The 18,165-nt window shown below is 42.2% G+C and carries 11 protein-coding genes; all 11 read right to left on the reverse strand.

Translation table 11 applies throughout. From position 1 onward, the window contains the following. Positions 1-26: 26 nt before the first annotated feature. The 11 genes from PGU50_RS00285 to PGU50_RS00335 all read right to left on the reverse strand — a co-directional run bounded on the left by PGU50_RS00285 (position 27) and on the right by PGU50_RS00335 (position 18,116). Positions 27-629, reverse strand: a complete 603-nt coding sequence (locus tag PGU50_RS00285) for a Maf family protein (RefSeq protein WP_270245918.1) — start codon at positions 627-629, stop codon at positions 27-29. Between the two features lie 3 nt (positions 630-632). Next, positions 633-1,142, reverse strand: a complete 510-nt coding sequence (locus PGU50_RS00290) for a flavin reductase family protein (RefSeq protein ID WP_055156082.1) — start codon at positions 1,140-1,142, stop codon at positions 633-635. Positions 1,143-1,153: 11 nt separating this feature from the next. Then, the gene (gene tyrS / locus PGU50_RS00295) at positions 1,154-2,377 is read right to left on the reverse strand and encodes a tyrosine--tRNA ligase (RefSeq protein ID WP_173825810.1); all 1,224 of its coding nucleotides are present in this window, start codon (positions 2,375-2,377) and stop codon (positions 1,154-1,156) included. A gap of 775 nt (positions 2,378-3,152) precedes the next feature. Continuing rightward, complete coding sequence (locus tag PGU50_RS00300; RefSeq protein ID WP_270245919.1) at positions 3,153-4,556, reverse strand: alanine/glycine:cation symporter family protein; 1,404 nt, start codon at positions 4,554-4,556, stop codon at positions 3,153-3,155. 202 nt (positions 4,557-4,758) lie between these two features. Then, positions 4,759-5,601 carry a carbohydrate ABC transporter permease gene (locus tag PGU50_RS00305; RefSeq protein WP_270245920.1) on the reverse strand — a complete coding sequence of 281 codons (843 nt, stop codon included), beginning with the start codon at positions 5,599-5,601 and terminating at the stop codon, positions 4,759-4,761. Beyond that, entirely contained in the window at positions 5,601-6,452 is an 852-nt protein-coding gene (locus PGU50_RS00310; RefSeq protein ID WP_117557088.1) for a carbohydrate ABC transporter permease, read from the reverse strand. The genes PGU50_RS00305 and PGU50_RS00310 overlap by 1 nt, the downstream gene beginning before the upstream one ends. Positions 6,453-6,642: 190 nt before the next feature. Continuing rightward, positions 6,643-7,962, reverse strand: coding sequence for an ABC transporter substrate-binding protein (locus PGU50_RS00315; protein ID WP_270245921.1), 1,320 nt, complete (start codon positions 7,960-7,962; stop codon positions 6,643-6,645). Between the two features lie 165 nt (positions 7,963-8,127). Beyond that, positions 8,128-9,417: an ABC transporter substrate-binding protein gene (locus tag PGU50_RS00320; protein WP_243006427.1), complete on the reverse strand. Its 1,290-nt coding sequence runs from the start codon at positions 9,415-9,417 to the stop codon at positions 8,128-8,130. Further along, positions 9,407-11,188, reverse strand: coding sequence for a sensor histidine kinase (locus PGU50_RS00325; RefSeq protein WP_117557092.1), 1,782 nt, complete (start codon positions 11,186-11,188; stop codon positions 9,407-9,409). The genes PGU50_RS00320 and PGU50_RS00325 overlap by 11 nt, the downstream gene beginning before the upstream one ends. Continuing rightward, positions 11,185-12,783, reverse strand: coding sequence for a response regulator (locus PGU50_RS00330; RefSeq protein ID WP_270245922.1), 1,599 nt, complete (start codon positions 12,781-12,783; stop codon positions 11,185-11,187). Before PGU50_RS00330 ends, PGU50_RS00325 begins: the two co-directional genes overlap by 4 nt. Positions 12,784-13,004: 221 nt before the next feature. Then, positions 13,005-18,116: a penicillin-binding Tp47 domain C-containing protein gene (locus PGU50_RS00335; RefSeq protein ID WP_270245923.1), complete on the reverse strand. Its 5,112-nt coding sequence runs from the start codon at positions 18,114-18,116 to the stop codon at positions 13,005-13,007. Positions 18,117-18,165 lie beyond the last annotated feature (49 nt).

Consider the following 18,165-nt stretch of genomic DNA (forward strand, 5'->3'; position numbering starts at 1 on the left):
ACAAGTCAGCTCTCCCAGTTTCTTTTTTAATAAATATATTCCTTCATTTCCTGATAAACTCTCGCAAGAGGAAGACCCACGATCGTATTATAATCGCCTTCAATCCCACGGATATACATGCCAAATGCACCCTGGATCCCGTAGGCTCCTGCCTTGTCCATCGGCTCTCCTGTTGCAATATATTCCCGGATTTCTTCCTTGCACATCGGATATACATGCACATCACTACATTCATGAAATGTCTTCCGGATCTTTTTCCCATCCTTCTTTATCAGAAGCGTAACACCGGTGTAAACCTGATGCGCTTTTCCCTGAAGCATGGAAATCATCTGATATGCCTCTTCTTTATCCTTTGGCTTTCCGAGAATCTTTCCATCTGCTGCAACCACCGTATCCGAACCGATCACCAGAAAATCCCCTGCATTTTTCTTTTCATACTGCTGGTAGACATCTTCTGCTTTCTGCGCAGAAAGTTCTTCCACAACCTGGCTTGGAACCTGGGATGTAATTACTTCCTCACAGTGTGACGGCATGACTACATGCTTTATATTTCCCTGTTCCAGCAGTTCTGTCCTGCGCGGTGATGCAGAGGCCAGAACTACAGTCAGCTTCTGTGTTCTACTACACATAGCCTAATCCTCTTTCACAAGAATCTTCTTAATTTCTCCCATATACATGTTATGCATATCTTTGTCAGCATACCATTTGTCAAGATTTGCTTTCTCAACAAAATTTTCTTCTCCCATGCGCTGTACATAAACCTTCTTGCATACAAAGATCATTTTTGCTTCTTCAAACGCAACTGTTCCATCTACATAATATGGTGTCAGACCGGCTTCTTTGATCTTATCTTCGTCCCTTCCGGAGACTCTTCCACAGAGATTTAACGCTTCTCTATGCTCTTCTCCAAAGAATGCCAGTGTAAAATAATCTTCTCTGTCCACAAATTCTTTGGTATAACGGGAATCACGGATATAAGCTGTCGCAGTCGGCTTGCCCCACATAATTCCAACACCACCCCAGCTTGCTGTCATGGTGTTACATTTTTCTTCATTTCCTGCTGTGATCAGCATCCACTGTTTTCCGATCAGGTCAAATGGATTATCCTTTAATTCTTCTGCTTTTATTTCTGTAAAACTCATTTTCTGTCCTCTTATTTTGCAATTACTTTACGGAAATTTTTCTTTCCTTTTCTTACGACTTTTCCTTCACCTTCAAAGTCTGCTTTTGTAAATGTTGTCGCAATATCGGAAACCTTTTCTCCGTCAACGGCAACTCCACCCTGCTGTACAGCACGGCGTGCTTCTGACTTGGAAGCAACCAGTCCACTCTTGTGAAGCAGTGTCAGGATATCGACAGATCCGTCTGCAAAATCTTCATCAGAAAGCTCTGCTGTCGGCATATCTGCTGCGTTTCCTGAGCTGAACAGTGCACGTGCACCTTCCTGTGCCTTTGTAGCTTCTTCTTCGCCGTGAACCAGTTTTGTCAGTTCAAATGCAAGGATTTCTTTTGCTGTGTTAAGCTGTGCGCCTTCCCATTTGTCCATCTCATCAATCTGCTCAAGCGGAAGGAATGTCAGCATACGTAAACATTTAAGAACATCTGCATCTGCCACATTTCTCCAATACTGGTAGAATTCAAACGGAGAAGTTTTTTCCGGATCAAGCCATACAGCTCCAGACTGTGTCTTACCCATCTTCTTTCCTTCTGAATTCAGAAGCAGTGTGATTGTCATCGCACTTGCATCCTTGCCGAGCTTACGACGAATCAGCTCTGTACCACCAAGCATGTTACTCCACTGATCATCTCCACCAAACTGAAGATTACATCCGTATTTCTGGTATAACATATAGAAATCATAGCTCTGCATGATCATGTAGTTGAACTCAAGGAAGCTCAGTCCCTTTTCCATACGCTGTTTGTAGCATTCTGCAGTCAGCATACGATTTACGGAGAAATGTGCTCCGACTTCACGAAGTACTTCCACATAATTCAGATCCATCAGCCAGTCCGCATTATTAACCATCAGTGCTTTCCCGTCTGAAAAATCAATAAAACGGCTCATCTGCTTTTTAAAGCAGTCACAGTTGTGCTGGATTGTCTCCGGTGTCATCATCTGACGCATATCTGTTCTACCGGACGGATCCCCGATCATAGCAGTACCGCCCCCGATCAAAGCGATCGGCTTATTGCCAGCCTCCTGCAGTCTCTTCATCAGGCACAGTGCCATAAAATGTCCAACATGCAGACTGTCTGCCGTCGGATCAAACCCAATATAAAACGTAGCCTTCCCATTATTCACCAGATCCCTAATTAACGGCTCATCCGTAACCTGCGCAATCAATCCTCTGGCCTGCAGCTCTTCATAAATACCCATTTTCCTAATTTCCTTTCTCTTACCAATCTTTTTATCTTATTCACAGCCAATCTTCTCCGCCGGAAGAAGGATGCGTCCCTGTCCGGAACTCTTCGAAGTTTTTCAAGGATGTCAGCCATCCGGAATCCATTTCTATTTGACTGCATGTGCAGGCGGATGCTCATACTTCTTAGGTTTTGGAAATTTGTGTTATGATTGAAAATCCATCTGTCTGAGCGCAGCGAGTTATGGATTTTCAATCATGCCCTTAACAAATTTTCAAAATCTTAGAAGTATCAGTCGCCGAACCCGCAGACAAATAGAAATAGATTCCGGATGGCGTCCCCCTTAAACCACCCTTCAAAAATTTCCGACAAAAAACCTCGTCCTCCGGCCAATCAGCCTTTAAGGACGAGGTATATTCTCTCGTGGTACCACCTTAATTCACATCCGGCTCGCACCGAATGCCTCAGTCAGTAACTAACATTACCGAAGCAGGTATAACGTCCGCCACTCCGTCACAGCTTACTTGCGCTTCCGCGCGTTCGGTGTGAAGCTCCAAGATGTATTCACATCTGACTCTTCGTGCACCTCTCATCAACCGGTTACTTTCTGTCTGAGCCTTGTCATCTGCTACTTGTTCTCTTCATAGCCTGTAATTTTCTCTTCTTTTGTCATACTACCGTATCCTTCAAAATTTGTCAAGCCGGATTTCACGCCAAATTATCACAAAACAACTTTTGTCAAATCCAATTCACAGCCTTCCATCATTTTCCGAACCACTCTCGCAGATTCCCTAATTCCAGAAATCCGTCTTCTGCTCCAGCTCAATATCTGCACTTTTAAACACCGGATTAACTCCCCGCTTCAACTGATCCTCATAATCCCGGATTGCCTTAAATGCCGTCCCGGACAGGATCAGGATCACCGGAATATTGATCAGTGCCATCACGCCCATCAGTACATCGGAAAGATCCCACAAAAGCGACATTTCCATACCTGCTCCCAGAAATACAACAAATGCCGATACCAGGCGGAATCCGCGCATAAATTTTTTCCCCGGTTCCTTTTTATGGATATAGGTCAGAAGATTGTCGCAATAGAAACAATTTCCAAGCAATGTTGTAAACGCAAAAAATACCATAGCCACCGTGATAAATACCGGGCCAAAGGTTCCCAGGGATTCCTGAAGAGATGCCTGAACCCACGGTGCCCCCTGCATCTCCCTGGTTGGATCAATGCCAGACGACATACACATCATCGCCGTTGCCGTGCAAAGAAGAAGTGTGTCGATAAAGACAGACAGCATCTGAACCAGTCCCTGTTTGACCGGATGACTAACATTTGCAGAAGCAGATGCATTCGGTGCCGAACCAATTCCGGCTTCGTTGGAATAAAGCCCCCGGCGGATTCCCTGCATCATAGCAGAACCCGCAAACGCTCCGAAAATTGCCTTGAAATCAAACGCTTCCTCAAAAATGCGTAGGAACATTTCCGGCACATTGCGGATATTGATGATAACCACAATCAGCGCAATCCCGATATATGCAAGTCCCATCACCGGCACAATCATCGATGTCACCTTTACAATACGGCTACCGCCGCCAAGCAGACACCATCCGGTCAGAACTGCCAGAATCCCGCCAATGATCCATGGGCTTACCTTCGGATCATAAAAAGAAAATCCGGAAAATGTAGACTGCAGATTATAGGATGCCAGCATATTGAATCCAAATGCATACGTCATGATCATGGCAATACAGAACACGATTGCCAGTGGTCTGCAATGCAGCGCCGCCTCGATATAATAAGCCGGACCACCATAGCATTTCCCATCCTCTCCCTTTTTCTTATAAATCTGTGCCAGCGTACTTTCAATCAGTGCTGACGCACTTCCGATGATCGCAATCACCCACATCCAGAATACAGAACCAAATCCCCCAATACAGATTGCTGATGACACCCCGACAATATTTCCTGTTCCTACTCTCGATGCCGTTGAAACCATCAATGCCTGGAATGATGAGATTGCCTCTTTATCGTCCGGCTTCTCCATCACGGACTCACAGGCTCTCTTAAATAAACGCGCCTGTGGAAATCTTGTCCGGATTGTAAAATATAAACCTGCTCCGATCAGCATAATCACCAGAAGTTTGCTGTACATAAATGAGCTGACCGCCCCAATAATTGTCTGAAACATACCCTTTTTCCTTTCTCAATGTTTTCTACCATTTTCGCAATATCTTAACGGAAACTCTCAAAATTTGCAAGCTTTTTCTATTTATTTCCTGTCATTTCGTCCCCAATCACTTTGTAAAAATATTACTTTTTTCAATCAAAATGTCAAACCTGAAAAAAAGCGGACAAGCAACACCTGTCCGCCAAATTTATACTATATTTTTCTAACCCTTTACAGCTCCTGCAGCAACACCCTTGATGATGTACTTCTGTCCTGCCAGATATACAATGATGATCGGGATTACTGTAAGCATGATGCTTGCCATCATCGGTCCCATTTCAACTCTTCCGTAACTTCCGCGGAAATACTGGATCAGCATCGGGATTGTTTTATATTTCTTAATATCAAGTACAAGAGTTGGAAGCAGGTAGTCATTCCATACCCACATTGCCTCCAGAATACCTACGGATATCATAGTAGGCTTCAGGATATGGATATCGATCAAAAAGAAAGTCTGCAGCGGATTACATCCGTCGATCATGGCAGCTTCTTCGATTTCTACAGGAATCGATTTTACAAATCCGCAGAACATAAATACCGCAAGACCTGCGCCAAATCCGAGATAGATCACCCAGATATTCCATGGCATATTCAGATGTAAGGTATCTGCTGTCTGTGACAAGGTGAACATAACCATCTGGAAAGGAACAACCATGGAAAATACAAACAGATAATACAAAATCTTTGAAATCACACTATTTACACGGGTTATATACCATGCACACATGGAGCAACATACAAGAATAGCAACTACAGAAGTAATCGTAATAAATGTACTGTATCCAAGACTGCTTAAAAATCCTTTTGAAGCAACGGCATCTACATAGTTTGCGATTCCTGCAAATGCATCTGCAGTCGGAAGTTTAAATGCAGTTCCTGTACTGATCGCTGATTCTTTTTTCAAAGAGTTCATCAGGATCATGATGATCGGATAAACCCAGGCGAGCGCCGCAATTGTTAAAATGACTGTCCATATTGTATTTGCAATACTTTTCTTCTTTTTCATTACTGCTGCACCTCCTTAGATCTTGTTGCTTTCAGCTGTACCAGTGAAATAATGATAACCAGAGCACAGAAGATCACTGCTTTTGCCTGCCCATAACCTTTCCACTGCATTCCGGCACGTGCGTAGAATGTCTGGTAAATATTCAGTGCCAGCATTTCTGTCGCATGGTTCGGATCTCCACCTGTAAGAGCCAGGTTCTGGTCAAACAGTTTAAATGAATTGGTAAGTGTCAGGAATACACAAATCGTGATGGAAGACATTACCATCGGAACTCTGATCTTCCAGAGGATATCCCACTTTGCTGCTCCATCAATCTCTGCTGCTTCGATCAGATCATCCGGTACATTCTGAAGACCTGCGATATAAATGATCATCATATATCCGATCTGCTGCCAGCACATCAAAATGATAAGTCCCCAGTAACCGGCTGAAGAATTCAGTGCCAGGAGCGGCTGACCGATGATCGTAAGCAGACAGTTGATCAGAATCTGCCAGATATATCCAAGTACGATTCCACCGATCAGGTTCGGCATAAAGAAAACAGTTCTGAAAATATTGGTGCCCTTTAACTTCTGTGTCAGAAGCAGTGCCAAGCCAAATGCCAGTACGTTAATCAGTAAGATCGATACAATCGCAAATAATACTGTAAATTTAAATGAACTCGTAAAGGATGTATCCTTGATCGCTGCTGTATAATTTGATATTCCAACAAATGTTGCATTTCCTACTGTTGTAAATTTACAGAAAGAAAGATAAAATCCCTGTGCAAACGGAATGATAAATCCGATCACAAATGCAAGAAATGTTGGGAGAACAAATATTGGTGCATGTTTTTTCAGTGCCTTTTCCATAGAAATCCTCCTCTTTTCCTTTTGCCCGGAAGGATCTTCCTACCAGGTGGCTCTCATTTCACTTTTTATTTTTATATGGAAAAACGTAGTTTCCCATATCCAGAAAACCCGCTTCGTACAGGCTCTCCTCTCACTTAAAAGGGGCAGGCAAGCCGCCTGCCCCTAGGTCAGTTCTTTTTATGCAACTTATTTATTCATTTGCAAGCTTGTATTCAGATGCCCATCCATCTACGAATGCACTTACTACTGCATCCCAGTTAGCATCTGTCTGATCTGCCGCATAAGCTGTCAGTGCAGATCCAACACCATTTTTCCACTCTTCTGAAGGCATTGTTGAGAAGTTCCATGCTACCGGAGTCTTTCCGTCTTCGGTCATCTGTTTGTCTTCTTTGATAAAGAGATTCTGAGATTCCTGAGCTTTCTTAAACGGAATGTTGAATCCCATATCGTCTGCCATACATTTTGTTCCTTCATCTGAAGTTACACACCAGTCCATAAAATCTAATGTAGCCTGAATATCAGCTTCGTCTGCGTCTTTATTTACGCACCAGTAATTTTCTGTACCTGTGCAGAGTCCCTGGTTTGCTTCATCGCCTACACCAAAGTAAACCGGAAGCATGGTCATGTCATCATCTGTCAGGCCGCCATCGATCAGCTGTGTATATTCCCATGTACCATTTTGATAGAATACAGCTTTTTTATTCAGGAATTCATTTCTTGCATCGTCACCTGTCTTTGCAGCAAGATCCTTTGGATCGCATGTGCTGTTGTTGATGTACAGATCCCACATATCGCGATAATTGTCAAGATATGTGCCTTTGATTGCATCTGTTGTGTTAATTCCTTCATCCTGATATTCAAAGTAGATCGGAAGGTTTGCAAGGTGTGTCTTGAATCTCCAGTCAGAAGATCCGTCCATACCTGCTGAAGTAAATGCAGAAAATCCAAGTTCAGAAGTTCTATTTGTAATGTCTTCTGCTACTTTTTTCAGATCTGCAAAAGATTTGATGTCATCCGGTGTATATCCTGCTTCTTTTAATAATGTCTTATTTGTGATAATTCCGTATGTTTCAATAACATATCCAATACCCGCTACAGAATCTCCGTCTTTCAGTGCATAATCATCACTTGTGAGTTCTTTGTAAACATCAGTGTCAGATAAGTCGTAGCAGTAATCTTTCCAGTTTGCAAGTCCTACCGGTCCGTTTACCTGGAATAATGTTGGTGCTCCGCTCTTTCCCATTTCACTCATCAGAGTGGTTTCATAGTTTCCGGAAGCTGCTGTAACAACCGTTACATCTACACCCGTCTCTTTTGTGTAATCCTTTGCCAGCTGCTGCCACTGTTCATCCTGCTCCGGTTTGAAGTTCAGATAATATACAGATCCTTTGCTGCTGTCCCCTTTACCGTCTGCACTCTTGCCATCGCTCTTGCTTCCACATCCTGCAAAGCATCCAAGTGTCATGATTCCTACCAGCCCCAGTGCCAGCCATCTTTTTTTGTTTTTCATAATTTCCGTTCCTCCTCGTCTGGATTTCTTTTCTATGCTTAAATAATAGCAAGAATCCAATCAAAGGCTGTAACAAATCGCAAACCTCCTTTAACAAAAAATATACTTTTCGAAATGTAAAAAATTTGTTATTGATAAAATGACACCAACAGCCTTCTCCTCCCATCATCTCTCTTTCTCATACTCCCGGATACTTTCATCGGCAGTCTCCACCATCTGCGCAAGCGTCATTTTCCCGGCGGCAAGCTGTGGCAGGCACTCCCCGATCGTCTCTTCCTGAAGGATGGAGTTCCATTTCACCTGATAGTTCGGAACGATCTGCGGATTGTTATTGTAGGCATTTACATAATCCTGAAGGAGCTGGCTGATTTCAGTGCGTCCGTTCTTGTCCATCAGCTCTTTCTTCTCTTCCAGATTGAATTTCGTGCGAAATTTCAAAAATTCAACCGCTCCTTCTTTGACCTCCTCGCTGTAAGTGGAAACCACCGCCCAGCCAAAGGTTTCCGGTGAGGCGATCAGTTTATTTCCCGGAAATGCGGAAAATCTTACCTTTTCTTTCCATTCTTCCGGCAACTGGTCGATCATCCAGTATCCGTTCGGAATCATTGCCACCTTTCCTGTGACAAAATTATTGTATGCCACATCGTAGTCAGCATGAATTGCATCTTCTGTTGTATACCGAAACAATTTCTGCAAGGTTTCTGCAATTTCAAGACCGGTATCATTGGAATAGCTTTCTGGGAGAAGCTCTTTCATAAATGCATAGCCTTCTTCCGTGTGTGCTGCCTCTGCTGTTGCAATCAGCATCGGCGCCCAGCCGGTTCCTTCAGTGTGAAGTCCAAGCGGTGTGATTCCGTTTGCCTGCAGCCGGTCACAGCAGTCCCAGAATTCTTCCCATGTCTCCGGGAATTTCTCAATCCCTGCTTCCGCAAAAAGCTCCGGATTCCAAAACATGCCGGCGCACGCAAATGCCGCCGTACTGATCGGTCCAAGATAGATATTGCCATCCTCATCCGTACAGCCTTCCATCACCGCCGGTTCGATCATATTCCTCCACTCTTCATCCTCTTCCAGATACGGACTCAGATTCTCGATCCGTCCATCCGCAACCATCATCTGATAAAAGGACGGCAGGGTGCGCACATCATAGATCACAGCCGGAAGCTCGTCTGTGACATTTAACCGTTTCAGATTTTTTCGGTATTCCTCTTCCGTCTCCATGATCCATTCCACTTGCATATGATATGTACCGGCATATTCTTCATTAAATGCATCAACGACATCCTGTTCCGTTTTCTTGCCGGAAGTCGGATCTACCGTCAGAATGATCGGAATATCAATCTCCTTTTTTTCTGTGCTCCGGCTTGTCTGCCCCGTATTTTTACCACATCCGGTCAGCACTGTCAGAACCAGTGCGATACAAAACACCGATTGCAAATATTTTCTATAAATCACGTTTCTCCTTTCCGTCATCCGGAATTTGGATTGTACACCGGGTTCCATTTTCTTCTGCCTCATAGTAAAACAGCACATCCTCTCCATATTTCAGCCGCAGTCTGGTCAGTACATTCACCACTCCATATCCGTGTTCCTTATCCTGGAAGCATTTTTTCGCCTCCAGAATCGGATGCCCGTTTAAGGCATTGATCTTTTCCATCATTTCCCGGTCAATCGGCTTCCCATTATTGAATACCACGATTTTCAGTTGGCTATCCTCCCTCGCAATCTCAATCCGGATTAGACCATTCTCATAAATTTCGCAGAATCCGTGCTTGATCGCGTTCTCGACAAGTGGCTGCAAGATCAGCTTCAGCATCCACGTACTCTTCTCTTCCACCTTACACTCAATCTCATACCGGAACAGATTTGCATTCCGGATCTGTTGGATTTCCATATAACTCTTTACATTTTCCAGTTCGTCCTCCACCGTCACGATATCACTGCCCTTGCTGAGTGACAGACGCAGATATTTGGAAAGTGCCTGAATCATCTTCATGGTTGTCTCTTCTCCGTTTATCCGCGCAAGCATGTAAATTGTATCCAGCGTATTATAAAGGAAATGTGGGTTGATTTGTGCCAGAAGCATGTTCAACTCCGTCCGTCTGAGCACCCCTTCCTGTTCTTTGATCTCTGCCAGAAGATTCTCAATATTTTTTAGCATCTTATTGTAGGAATGTCCGATCTGATCCAGTTCTGTATTGGTATTCAGTTCAATCAGGCGACTGAAATCATTTCCGTCAAACTGTGTCATCTCTTCACTGATCTCCCGGATCGGACTGGTGAACCGCTTGGAAAAATAGATACTGAGCACAACCGCTACCACTGCCACAAACAGATAAATCCCGATCAGCACCGTAAGTACCCTCATCGTTCCCTGTGTCATTACACTCGACGGAACGACTGTGAACACCGTCATTTCAGAGCTGCTTTCTTTGTAAATGGAGCAGACACCACCGCTCACTCTCCGGCTTTTTGCAAGAATACCACTTGTTTCCTGTGCGCTGATCTTATAGACTTCCTGTTTTACCGCATCCGAAATCTTCGTCCCTTTCGGGCACCAATCAGCACATAAATTCCCCTTCTTATCCAGAATTCCGATCTGCACTTCATCTGTCATACTCCGATCCTTTCCAAGTATCGTTTCCAGAAAGCTGTCATTCATCTTGATGAGCAGCAGTCCTGGTTTGCTGGCGTATTCCATGCTGTGTACATATCTTCCGATAAACAATGCTTCTTTCTCCGTCCCAAACAGAGTATCCTTCGCCCAGAACCATTGCGTTTTCGCATAAGAATCTCCCATGTAATCTTCCAGATGACTGTCTGAAAAATCTTCATAATCAATATGCGAGTAGGATCTGGCATAAACATTATTTTTATTATCCACATAGCAGTATTCTGCCACATGATCCAGATTCATATAGGCAAAATATTTCTGAAGAGAGTTCTTTTCCACATCTGCAAATGAAGCTTTTTTCAGACTTTCCTGAACCTGATCGTAAGTAATACATTCTGCTGTCCCTTCATCCGCCTCTTTTGACAGTGTATCCAGAGCCAGCCCCATCTTCTCATTTAAAAATTCATATTTATCTGTAACCTCTGTGGTCAGACTCTGCCTTACATAAATCCAAACACCGATGCTTGACAGCAAAATTGCCAGCAACAACAGCCCCATTATATATCGAAGGTATTTTCTCTGTATTCCGGATTTAATCACCCATTTCTTCATTCTTCGTAATCCTTTTTGTATTCACTCGGTAATTTTCCTGTATATTCTTTAAATAAATGTGAAAAATAGGATGCATTGCTGATTCCCACCTGCTCACATACCGTTCCTATACTCTCACATCCATCCTGGATCAGCCTCTTTGCTTTCTCCATTCTCTGCTGTAAGAGATACTTTTTAAAGGTTATATGAAATGTATTTTTAAATACACGCCCGAAATATACCGGATTCAGATAAATCTGCGTTGCCACCTGAACAATAGAAAGTTCTTCCTCCTGCAAATGCTCATCGATATAAGAAAGTGCCACTGTCATATATTCCTTTGCACATTTATTTTCTCCGCTTTCTGCGTATTTTTCCCGTTCCTCAATTGCTTCTCCGAGGATCCTATAACTGACATCTACCGCCTGTGCCGCTGTCAGGCTCTCCATATTCGAATAATAATTCCGGAACTGTTTCTGCAGTTTTTCCGTCATTCCGTAAGTATCGTTCAGCATCATCTCTGCTTGCAGCATAATCTTATGTATATAACGAATCTGTAGCTCTTCCTCATGCGGAAGTGCGTAGATCAACGCAATAAAAGCCTGTTTTAACTCTTTAAACGCATTCTTCCGAACAGCATTGACGATCGTAAGTCCTGCCTCTTCACAATCACTTTTTGCCGCTTTTTCTTCCTTTTTCACAGGTATGGAAAAAGTATTCTCATTTGTGGCACTGCTGCAGATTGGCTCGAAAAGTCCCTGCGCCTCTTCGTAACTCCGGCGGATTCCATCCAGTCCTTTATACGGTTTGGAAATCGATGCAGTAACCGGACTTTTCTGTTCCCTTTTAACCTGTTCCAGAATCTGCGCAATCTCGCGCACTGACGCATTTTCCTTTGTCTTGATCAGAAATACATGACAGCCTTCTGCCTTTTCAAAATGCCAGAAAAAATACCGCTCTGAAAACATTTCTTCCAGAGATTGTATCAATTCCAGCCTGGCTGCTTCGTAATTCAGTGCATCCGTAATCTTATATGTAAGATCAAGATCCACACACATTGCAATAAAACGGTCGCCCTCTTCGATCACATCTTTCAAGATTGCAAATACTTCCTGCATTTTTTCATAGGAAATTTTATTCTGTAAATATTTCTGTACAACAACCTGGAGAAAACTGGTGGAATCTTTTCGAACCATATTTTCCCAGCTTTCATAACGCTCTTCGCTCTCCAGTTTCTCCATACAGGTCTGGTATGCGCCCTGCATGGTCTCCTGCAGTTTATCTTCCTCGATTGGTTTCAGCAGATATGCATATGCACCAAGATCACACGCCTGCTGTGCATAATTAAAATCACGGTACGCACTGAGCACAATAAAAACCGGATCCAGCTCTGTCTTCTGGATCTCTTCCATCACCATCAGACCGGAAACCTGTTTCATCCGGATATCCGTCAGTACGACATGGGGCTTCACTTTTTTGATCACTTCGATTGCCTGCTCCCCACTCTGTGCCTGACCGGCAACTTCAAATCCCATCTCATTCCAGTTGTACGTCTTAACCAGTCCCTGCAGAAGGATTGGTTCGTCATCTACAATCACAAGTTTTAATAATTTCATACCATTTTCCCCATTCCTGATAATCTTCCTACTTCTTATTTTAGATAAGACATGATAAAGAATTTATCAAAAACTATACTTCTGATGCAAAAAATCATACTTTTACCAAAAATTATACATTCTCGTTCGGTAAATAGCAAGAAAAGCCGGCAGAACTGGCTTTTTCTTGCCGTCTGCCGACTTTCCGGATCCTATGATTTGTTAAAAATCATATCTTTTTATTATTTTCTTTTTCTGCGTTTCCAAGCAAATCCACCCATACCAGCTCCGAGTGAAGAAACTGCAAGTCCTAACCATCCAAATACGCTTGCCGGATCTCCGGTCTTCACGGAATCACTTCCGCTTGTCTTGGATTTATTTGTTGTACCATCTGTCTTTTTTACAGATGAGCTGTTTTTCTTTACAAGTGCCTTGATTGCTTTGTTCAGGCTGTTTGTTGCATTATCTACTGCTTCCTGGCTTTCTTTTGCTTCCAGTGCTTTCTGGGCATCTGAAAGTGCGCTCTGCAGTGCTTTCCAGCTATCTGCTGTGTAATCTGCTTCTTTAAGCGCTTTTGCATCTGCAATTGCTTTTTCAAGAGAAGCAGTATTGATTGTAACCGGTTCTTCTTCAGCTTTAACCAGTGCATCTTTTGCTGCATTTAAAGCAGCAAGTGCCTGATCAACTGCATCCTGACTTTCCTTTGCTTCCAGTGCAGTACGTGCGCTCTGCAGTGCTGCCTGGTATACACTCCAGCTTTCTGCTGTGTAGTCTGCTTCTTTAAGGTTATCAGCTTCTGCAATTGCAGCTTCCAGTGCTGTTGTATCAACCTCTGCCGGTGCCGGAGTCTCTGCTATCTTGTAAGTAAATGTAAGAGGAGTTGTATAACCTGTTGAAGCTACTGTAATCTGGAATTCTGTTCCAGCTACCGCATCTTTAAACGGATCTGCATCTGTCTTGATCGTACCATCCTTATTGATAATAACTACGGAGCCTCTTCCACTTGCTGCATAATCTTTACCATTTACATTTACAGAAGTAATATTTCCAAGATAAGCTTTAAGCGCATCTGTGTCAAATCCTTCTGCCTCTACAAGTTTCTTATTCTCTGCATCATATGCTGCAGGCATATCTTTTGTTGTCAATGTAAATGTTGTAACAACATCTGCATATTTTTTCTTCTTATCTTTAATAGTAAGTGTATATTTTCCAGGTTTTACAGAAGCTGCTGCTCTGCTCTCTGTCACTGCTTTAAAACTCAGTACATTACCTTCTACCGACACATCCAGTCCATCCACACTGTATTCCGGTTCAAATTCATCTGGAAGCTGTACATTGATTGTAGTTTTGCCTGCTGTAATGTCTGCATCTGCAACTTCTACTTTTGTAGTTTCTGATTTTACAGGAACATAGATATCTGCAATGTCCATTGTGTACACGCCATTTGTTGTATAGTACTCAATGCTGTCAATCGTCTTACCCATCATAGTTTTATAATGTTCAGATGATGTCGGGCAACCATGCACTTCTCTTGTAAATCCGGTGCTCCATGCGAGCTCATTACCCCTCCAGATATTTTCCAGATGACGCATACCATAAGCGGTTCCGTCTGTTGTCTTTACTACAACTGCATTTACATTCGAAGCAGTAATTTTATCTTCCGGAAGTCCATCAAGGTTCAATTGATAATCCCCGTAAGAAGACTTGGTTAATAATTCTGCTTTGACACCTGTCAGTGCCTCCGCTTCCTTTCCTTTTACTTCACCGAATACAAGCTTTCCATTTTCATCAGCAGAAACTTCTTTGTAGTTTGCCGGTTCTTCTGTAAGTGGATAGTATGCATAAGATGCATTCTCAAATAATGTGTCTTTTCCAGTCAGAGTTGTAGTACTTGTCTTTCCTCTGTTTGTAACTGTAATCTCCACCGAATCGCTGTCTTTTACTTCTTTGTATTTTGAAAAATCTACCGAAGGATCTACTTTTACAGCATAAGTGATACCATCAATCTTGGATCCATCCGCGTTTTCATGGTATGATCCACCTGCAAGACCTGTTGTTCTGGTTTTGTTCTTTGTTGCAGAAGTAAATGCATCTACGGCAATATCATTATTTGTTGTCTCAGCTTTGTAGAATTCTGCGTATGGGATGTTCATGAGAACATATTCTTCAGCTTTCACAAGAGCTTTAATTGCTTCTGTCATATGGAGCGTTTGCTCTTTCACAGCTGACTGTAACGGATTCTCCTGTGCAAGAAGCTCTTTCGATTCTTCCAGTTCACTCCTCATCTTATTCCAGCTGTCTTTTGTATAATCAGATTCGTTTAATGCGTTTGCTTCGTCAATTTTGTCCTGTAATGCTTTGATATCTTCTTTGGTTGCAGTTTTTGGTGCCGCAAGATTTTCTGTTCCGATCTGGAAACTATAGCTGTAATCTGCATAACCAAGTCCATAGACTGTCAGTTTCCAGTAACCTGTTCCATCCGTTCCCTCCGGAAGCTGGCATCTGAGAGAGTCTGTCAGTCCAAGCTGGATTCCCATAGATTTATGCATCCAGTTATCTGCCGCAAATTTTGTTCCAAATGTTCTTACCGGTGTTGTATAGCTTGCATCATCTCCATAATAGGTCCATTCAACAGCCTGCATCGCAGAACCAAGCCCACCATAGTTTCCATTTAAATCTACACGGATGAATTCTCCATAGCTTCCCACATCTTTTGTCTCTCTGACATTCGGTGTGATATCAGATGCCACTGTCAGCTGTGTGTCTTTTAAGCCTGAATAGGAACCTGTTGTTCTTTCAGAGAATGCAAAGCTTCCATCTTCCTGTTTTTCAGCACTCTTAAGACCATTCGTATTCGCTGTTACATCTGCAATTGCTGTATATGATTTAAGCTGGTTTTCAGAAAATCCGCCAATCAATGTGCCTCCATTTTCTACAACCACATATTTTTCTTTCAATGCACTTAAATCTGCTGTTTTCACTTTAACAGGAACATATTTTATACCAGTCACTTTGTAATCTGCCTGAATAAATGAGCTTCCATCTTCTGAAGTAAATACAGCCTTCTTTTCTGCATTTGTAGTTCTTGTATAAATGCTGCCATCTGTCATCACTGCTTTTCCATTTTTGTCCCAGTAAGACAGGTTATATTGATTACCATCTGTATCTTTAATCACTGCCGTACACTGAAAACTTCCTCTATGTAAGCCATGATTTGCAGTTGCTCTTGTAACGGTATCAAAAGCGCCTTTATCATATTCATTACGAGAATCAGTAACACCAGATGCTTCGGCATTTCCGGCTGCATACACACCTTCATTTGCCCAGTATTCTGACCAGTTCATTCCTACATAAACATAGGAATACGCTCTGTCCTCTCCTGCTACTTTATAAGTAAATGTGTATGCTTGATATCCATTTGCTGCAATTGTTACAGTAAATGCGTCTCCTGCCTTTGCATCTTTAAACGCATCTTGTGTAAGATCAAGTTTTCCATCTTTTGTAATTAGTTTTACTGCTTTCTCTCCAGATGCTGCATATTCCTTTCCGTTCACTGTAACAGAATTAATACTTTTTAAATATGTCTGGAATTCTTCTTCATTAACATCGTCATTCTTTACAACTGCCGGTGCTTTATTATCTTCATTATATTTCACCGGCATTGTCTCTGTATAAGCATTAAAAGTAGTTGAAATCGGTACATAAGTGCCACTCCTATCGCTAAGTGTAACGGTATATCGACCTTTTGTAAGAGCTTTTTTGAATTTAATTGTTCTTGTAGTAGTCTTACCTTCTGTTTTAATTTCCACAGAATATGCATCTTCATCGATTCCGATTCCATCAACTTTGTATTCTTCTTCAAAATCACTTGGAAGTCCACTTACCACAACAGATGTTGTATCTGATTTGGTAGAAATATCTGCCACTGATACTTCGCCATCAAATTTCTTCGCTACTTTCTGGTCCATCTGGATTTCATAAATACCATCATTTGTGTAGTAAGTTACTTTATTAATCGTCTGTCCCATCATGGTAGCATAATCTTTGGAATCAAGTTTGTTTCCATGTGATTCTGTTACAAATCCAGTGCTCCATGCGAGCTTCTGCTTCTGCTCCTTAAGCTTCCAGATATTTTCCACATGGCGAAGTCCATAACTGCTTTCTTCTTTTGTGCTAATTACTACACCATATACTGTTTTAATACTTTCTGGAAGACCATTTATATTTAACTGGTAATCACCATAATTAGACGAGGTTTTAAATTCTGTTGTAGCATCGGACAGAGGCTTTACTTTGGAAGCTTCTCCTTTTACCTCACTGAAGTTAAATGTTCCATCTGCATTTACCGTTGCTTCTTTATAATAAGATGGTGTATCACTTAATGTGTAATAAGAATAGCTTGCGCTTTCAAATAATGCATCTTGTCCTTTATATGTAACAGTATTTTCTTTTCCTTTAATATTTGTTGTAATCGTAACTTCACTGTCATCTGTAATCTGTGTATATTTTTTTAATGCAGATACATCACTAATCTTAACCGGAAATGTCACACCAGTAATATCGGAACCATCACTGTTTACATGATAAGAGCCTGACGCCAGCGAAGCTCTGGTTTTCTGCTTTGTTGCTGATGAAACGGCATCTGCACCTGTCACTCCTTCTGCTTTATAAAAATCAGCATATGGGATATTCATCAATACATACACGTCTTTTTGTACTTCCGGAGTTTTTTTCACCAGTGCACCTGCTGCATCTGTCAGAGCTTTTGCTGCCTGATCCACTGCATCCTGTGATTCTTTCGCTGCAAGCGCTTCTTTTGCCGCCGTCAGTTTATCCTGCATATTTTCCCAGCTTTCTGCTGTGTAATCTGCTTCTTTCAGTGCTTCTGCCGACGCGATTGCCTCACTTAATGCTGTTGTATCTACCGTTTTTTCCTCTTTTTTTGTTGCATTTTCCAACGCATTATTTACTGCATTAACAATTGCCTTTGATGAGCAGGTTGCTTCTGACACTGCATCGATTCCATCTGTTCCATTAATTGCTACGATTTTCGGTACAACTCCATCCACCGCATCCTCAATATAGCTTATATTTTTTTTGCTGCCGTCACCGACAATATCCGTGATCGATTCTATTTTTCCGTCCTTTATGGTAACAGATAAAGATAAATTATATTCATCAAAATCTGCATCCGCATCCGGTGTACACTCTGCAGTCCCTGTATATGTTCCATCCTGAACCTTCGCTACATCCTCACTGTTTGCCGCAAACACCGTCGATGGACAAAGTCCAGCTACCATCGACATCGCCACAGCCATTGTCATAGCTTTTGTCTTAATTGTTCCCTTTCCCATAATTACCTCCTTGTTGTTGATAAAATTTATTATTAAGTTAGTTTCTGCT

This window comes from Coprococcus sp. AM11-30B (assembly GCF_027674365.1).
Classification (GTDB): domain Bacteria; phylum Bacillota; class Clostridia; order Lachnospirales; family Lachnospiraceae; genus Allocoprococcus; species Allocoprococcus comes.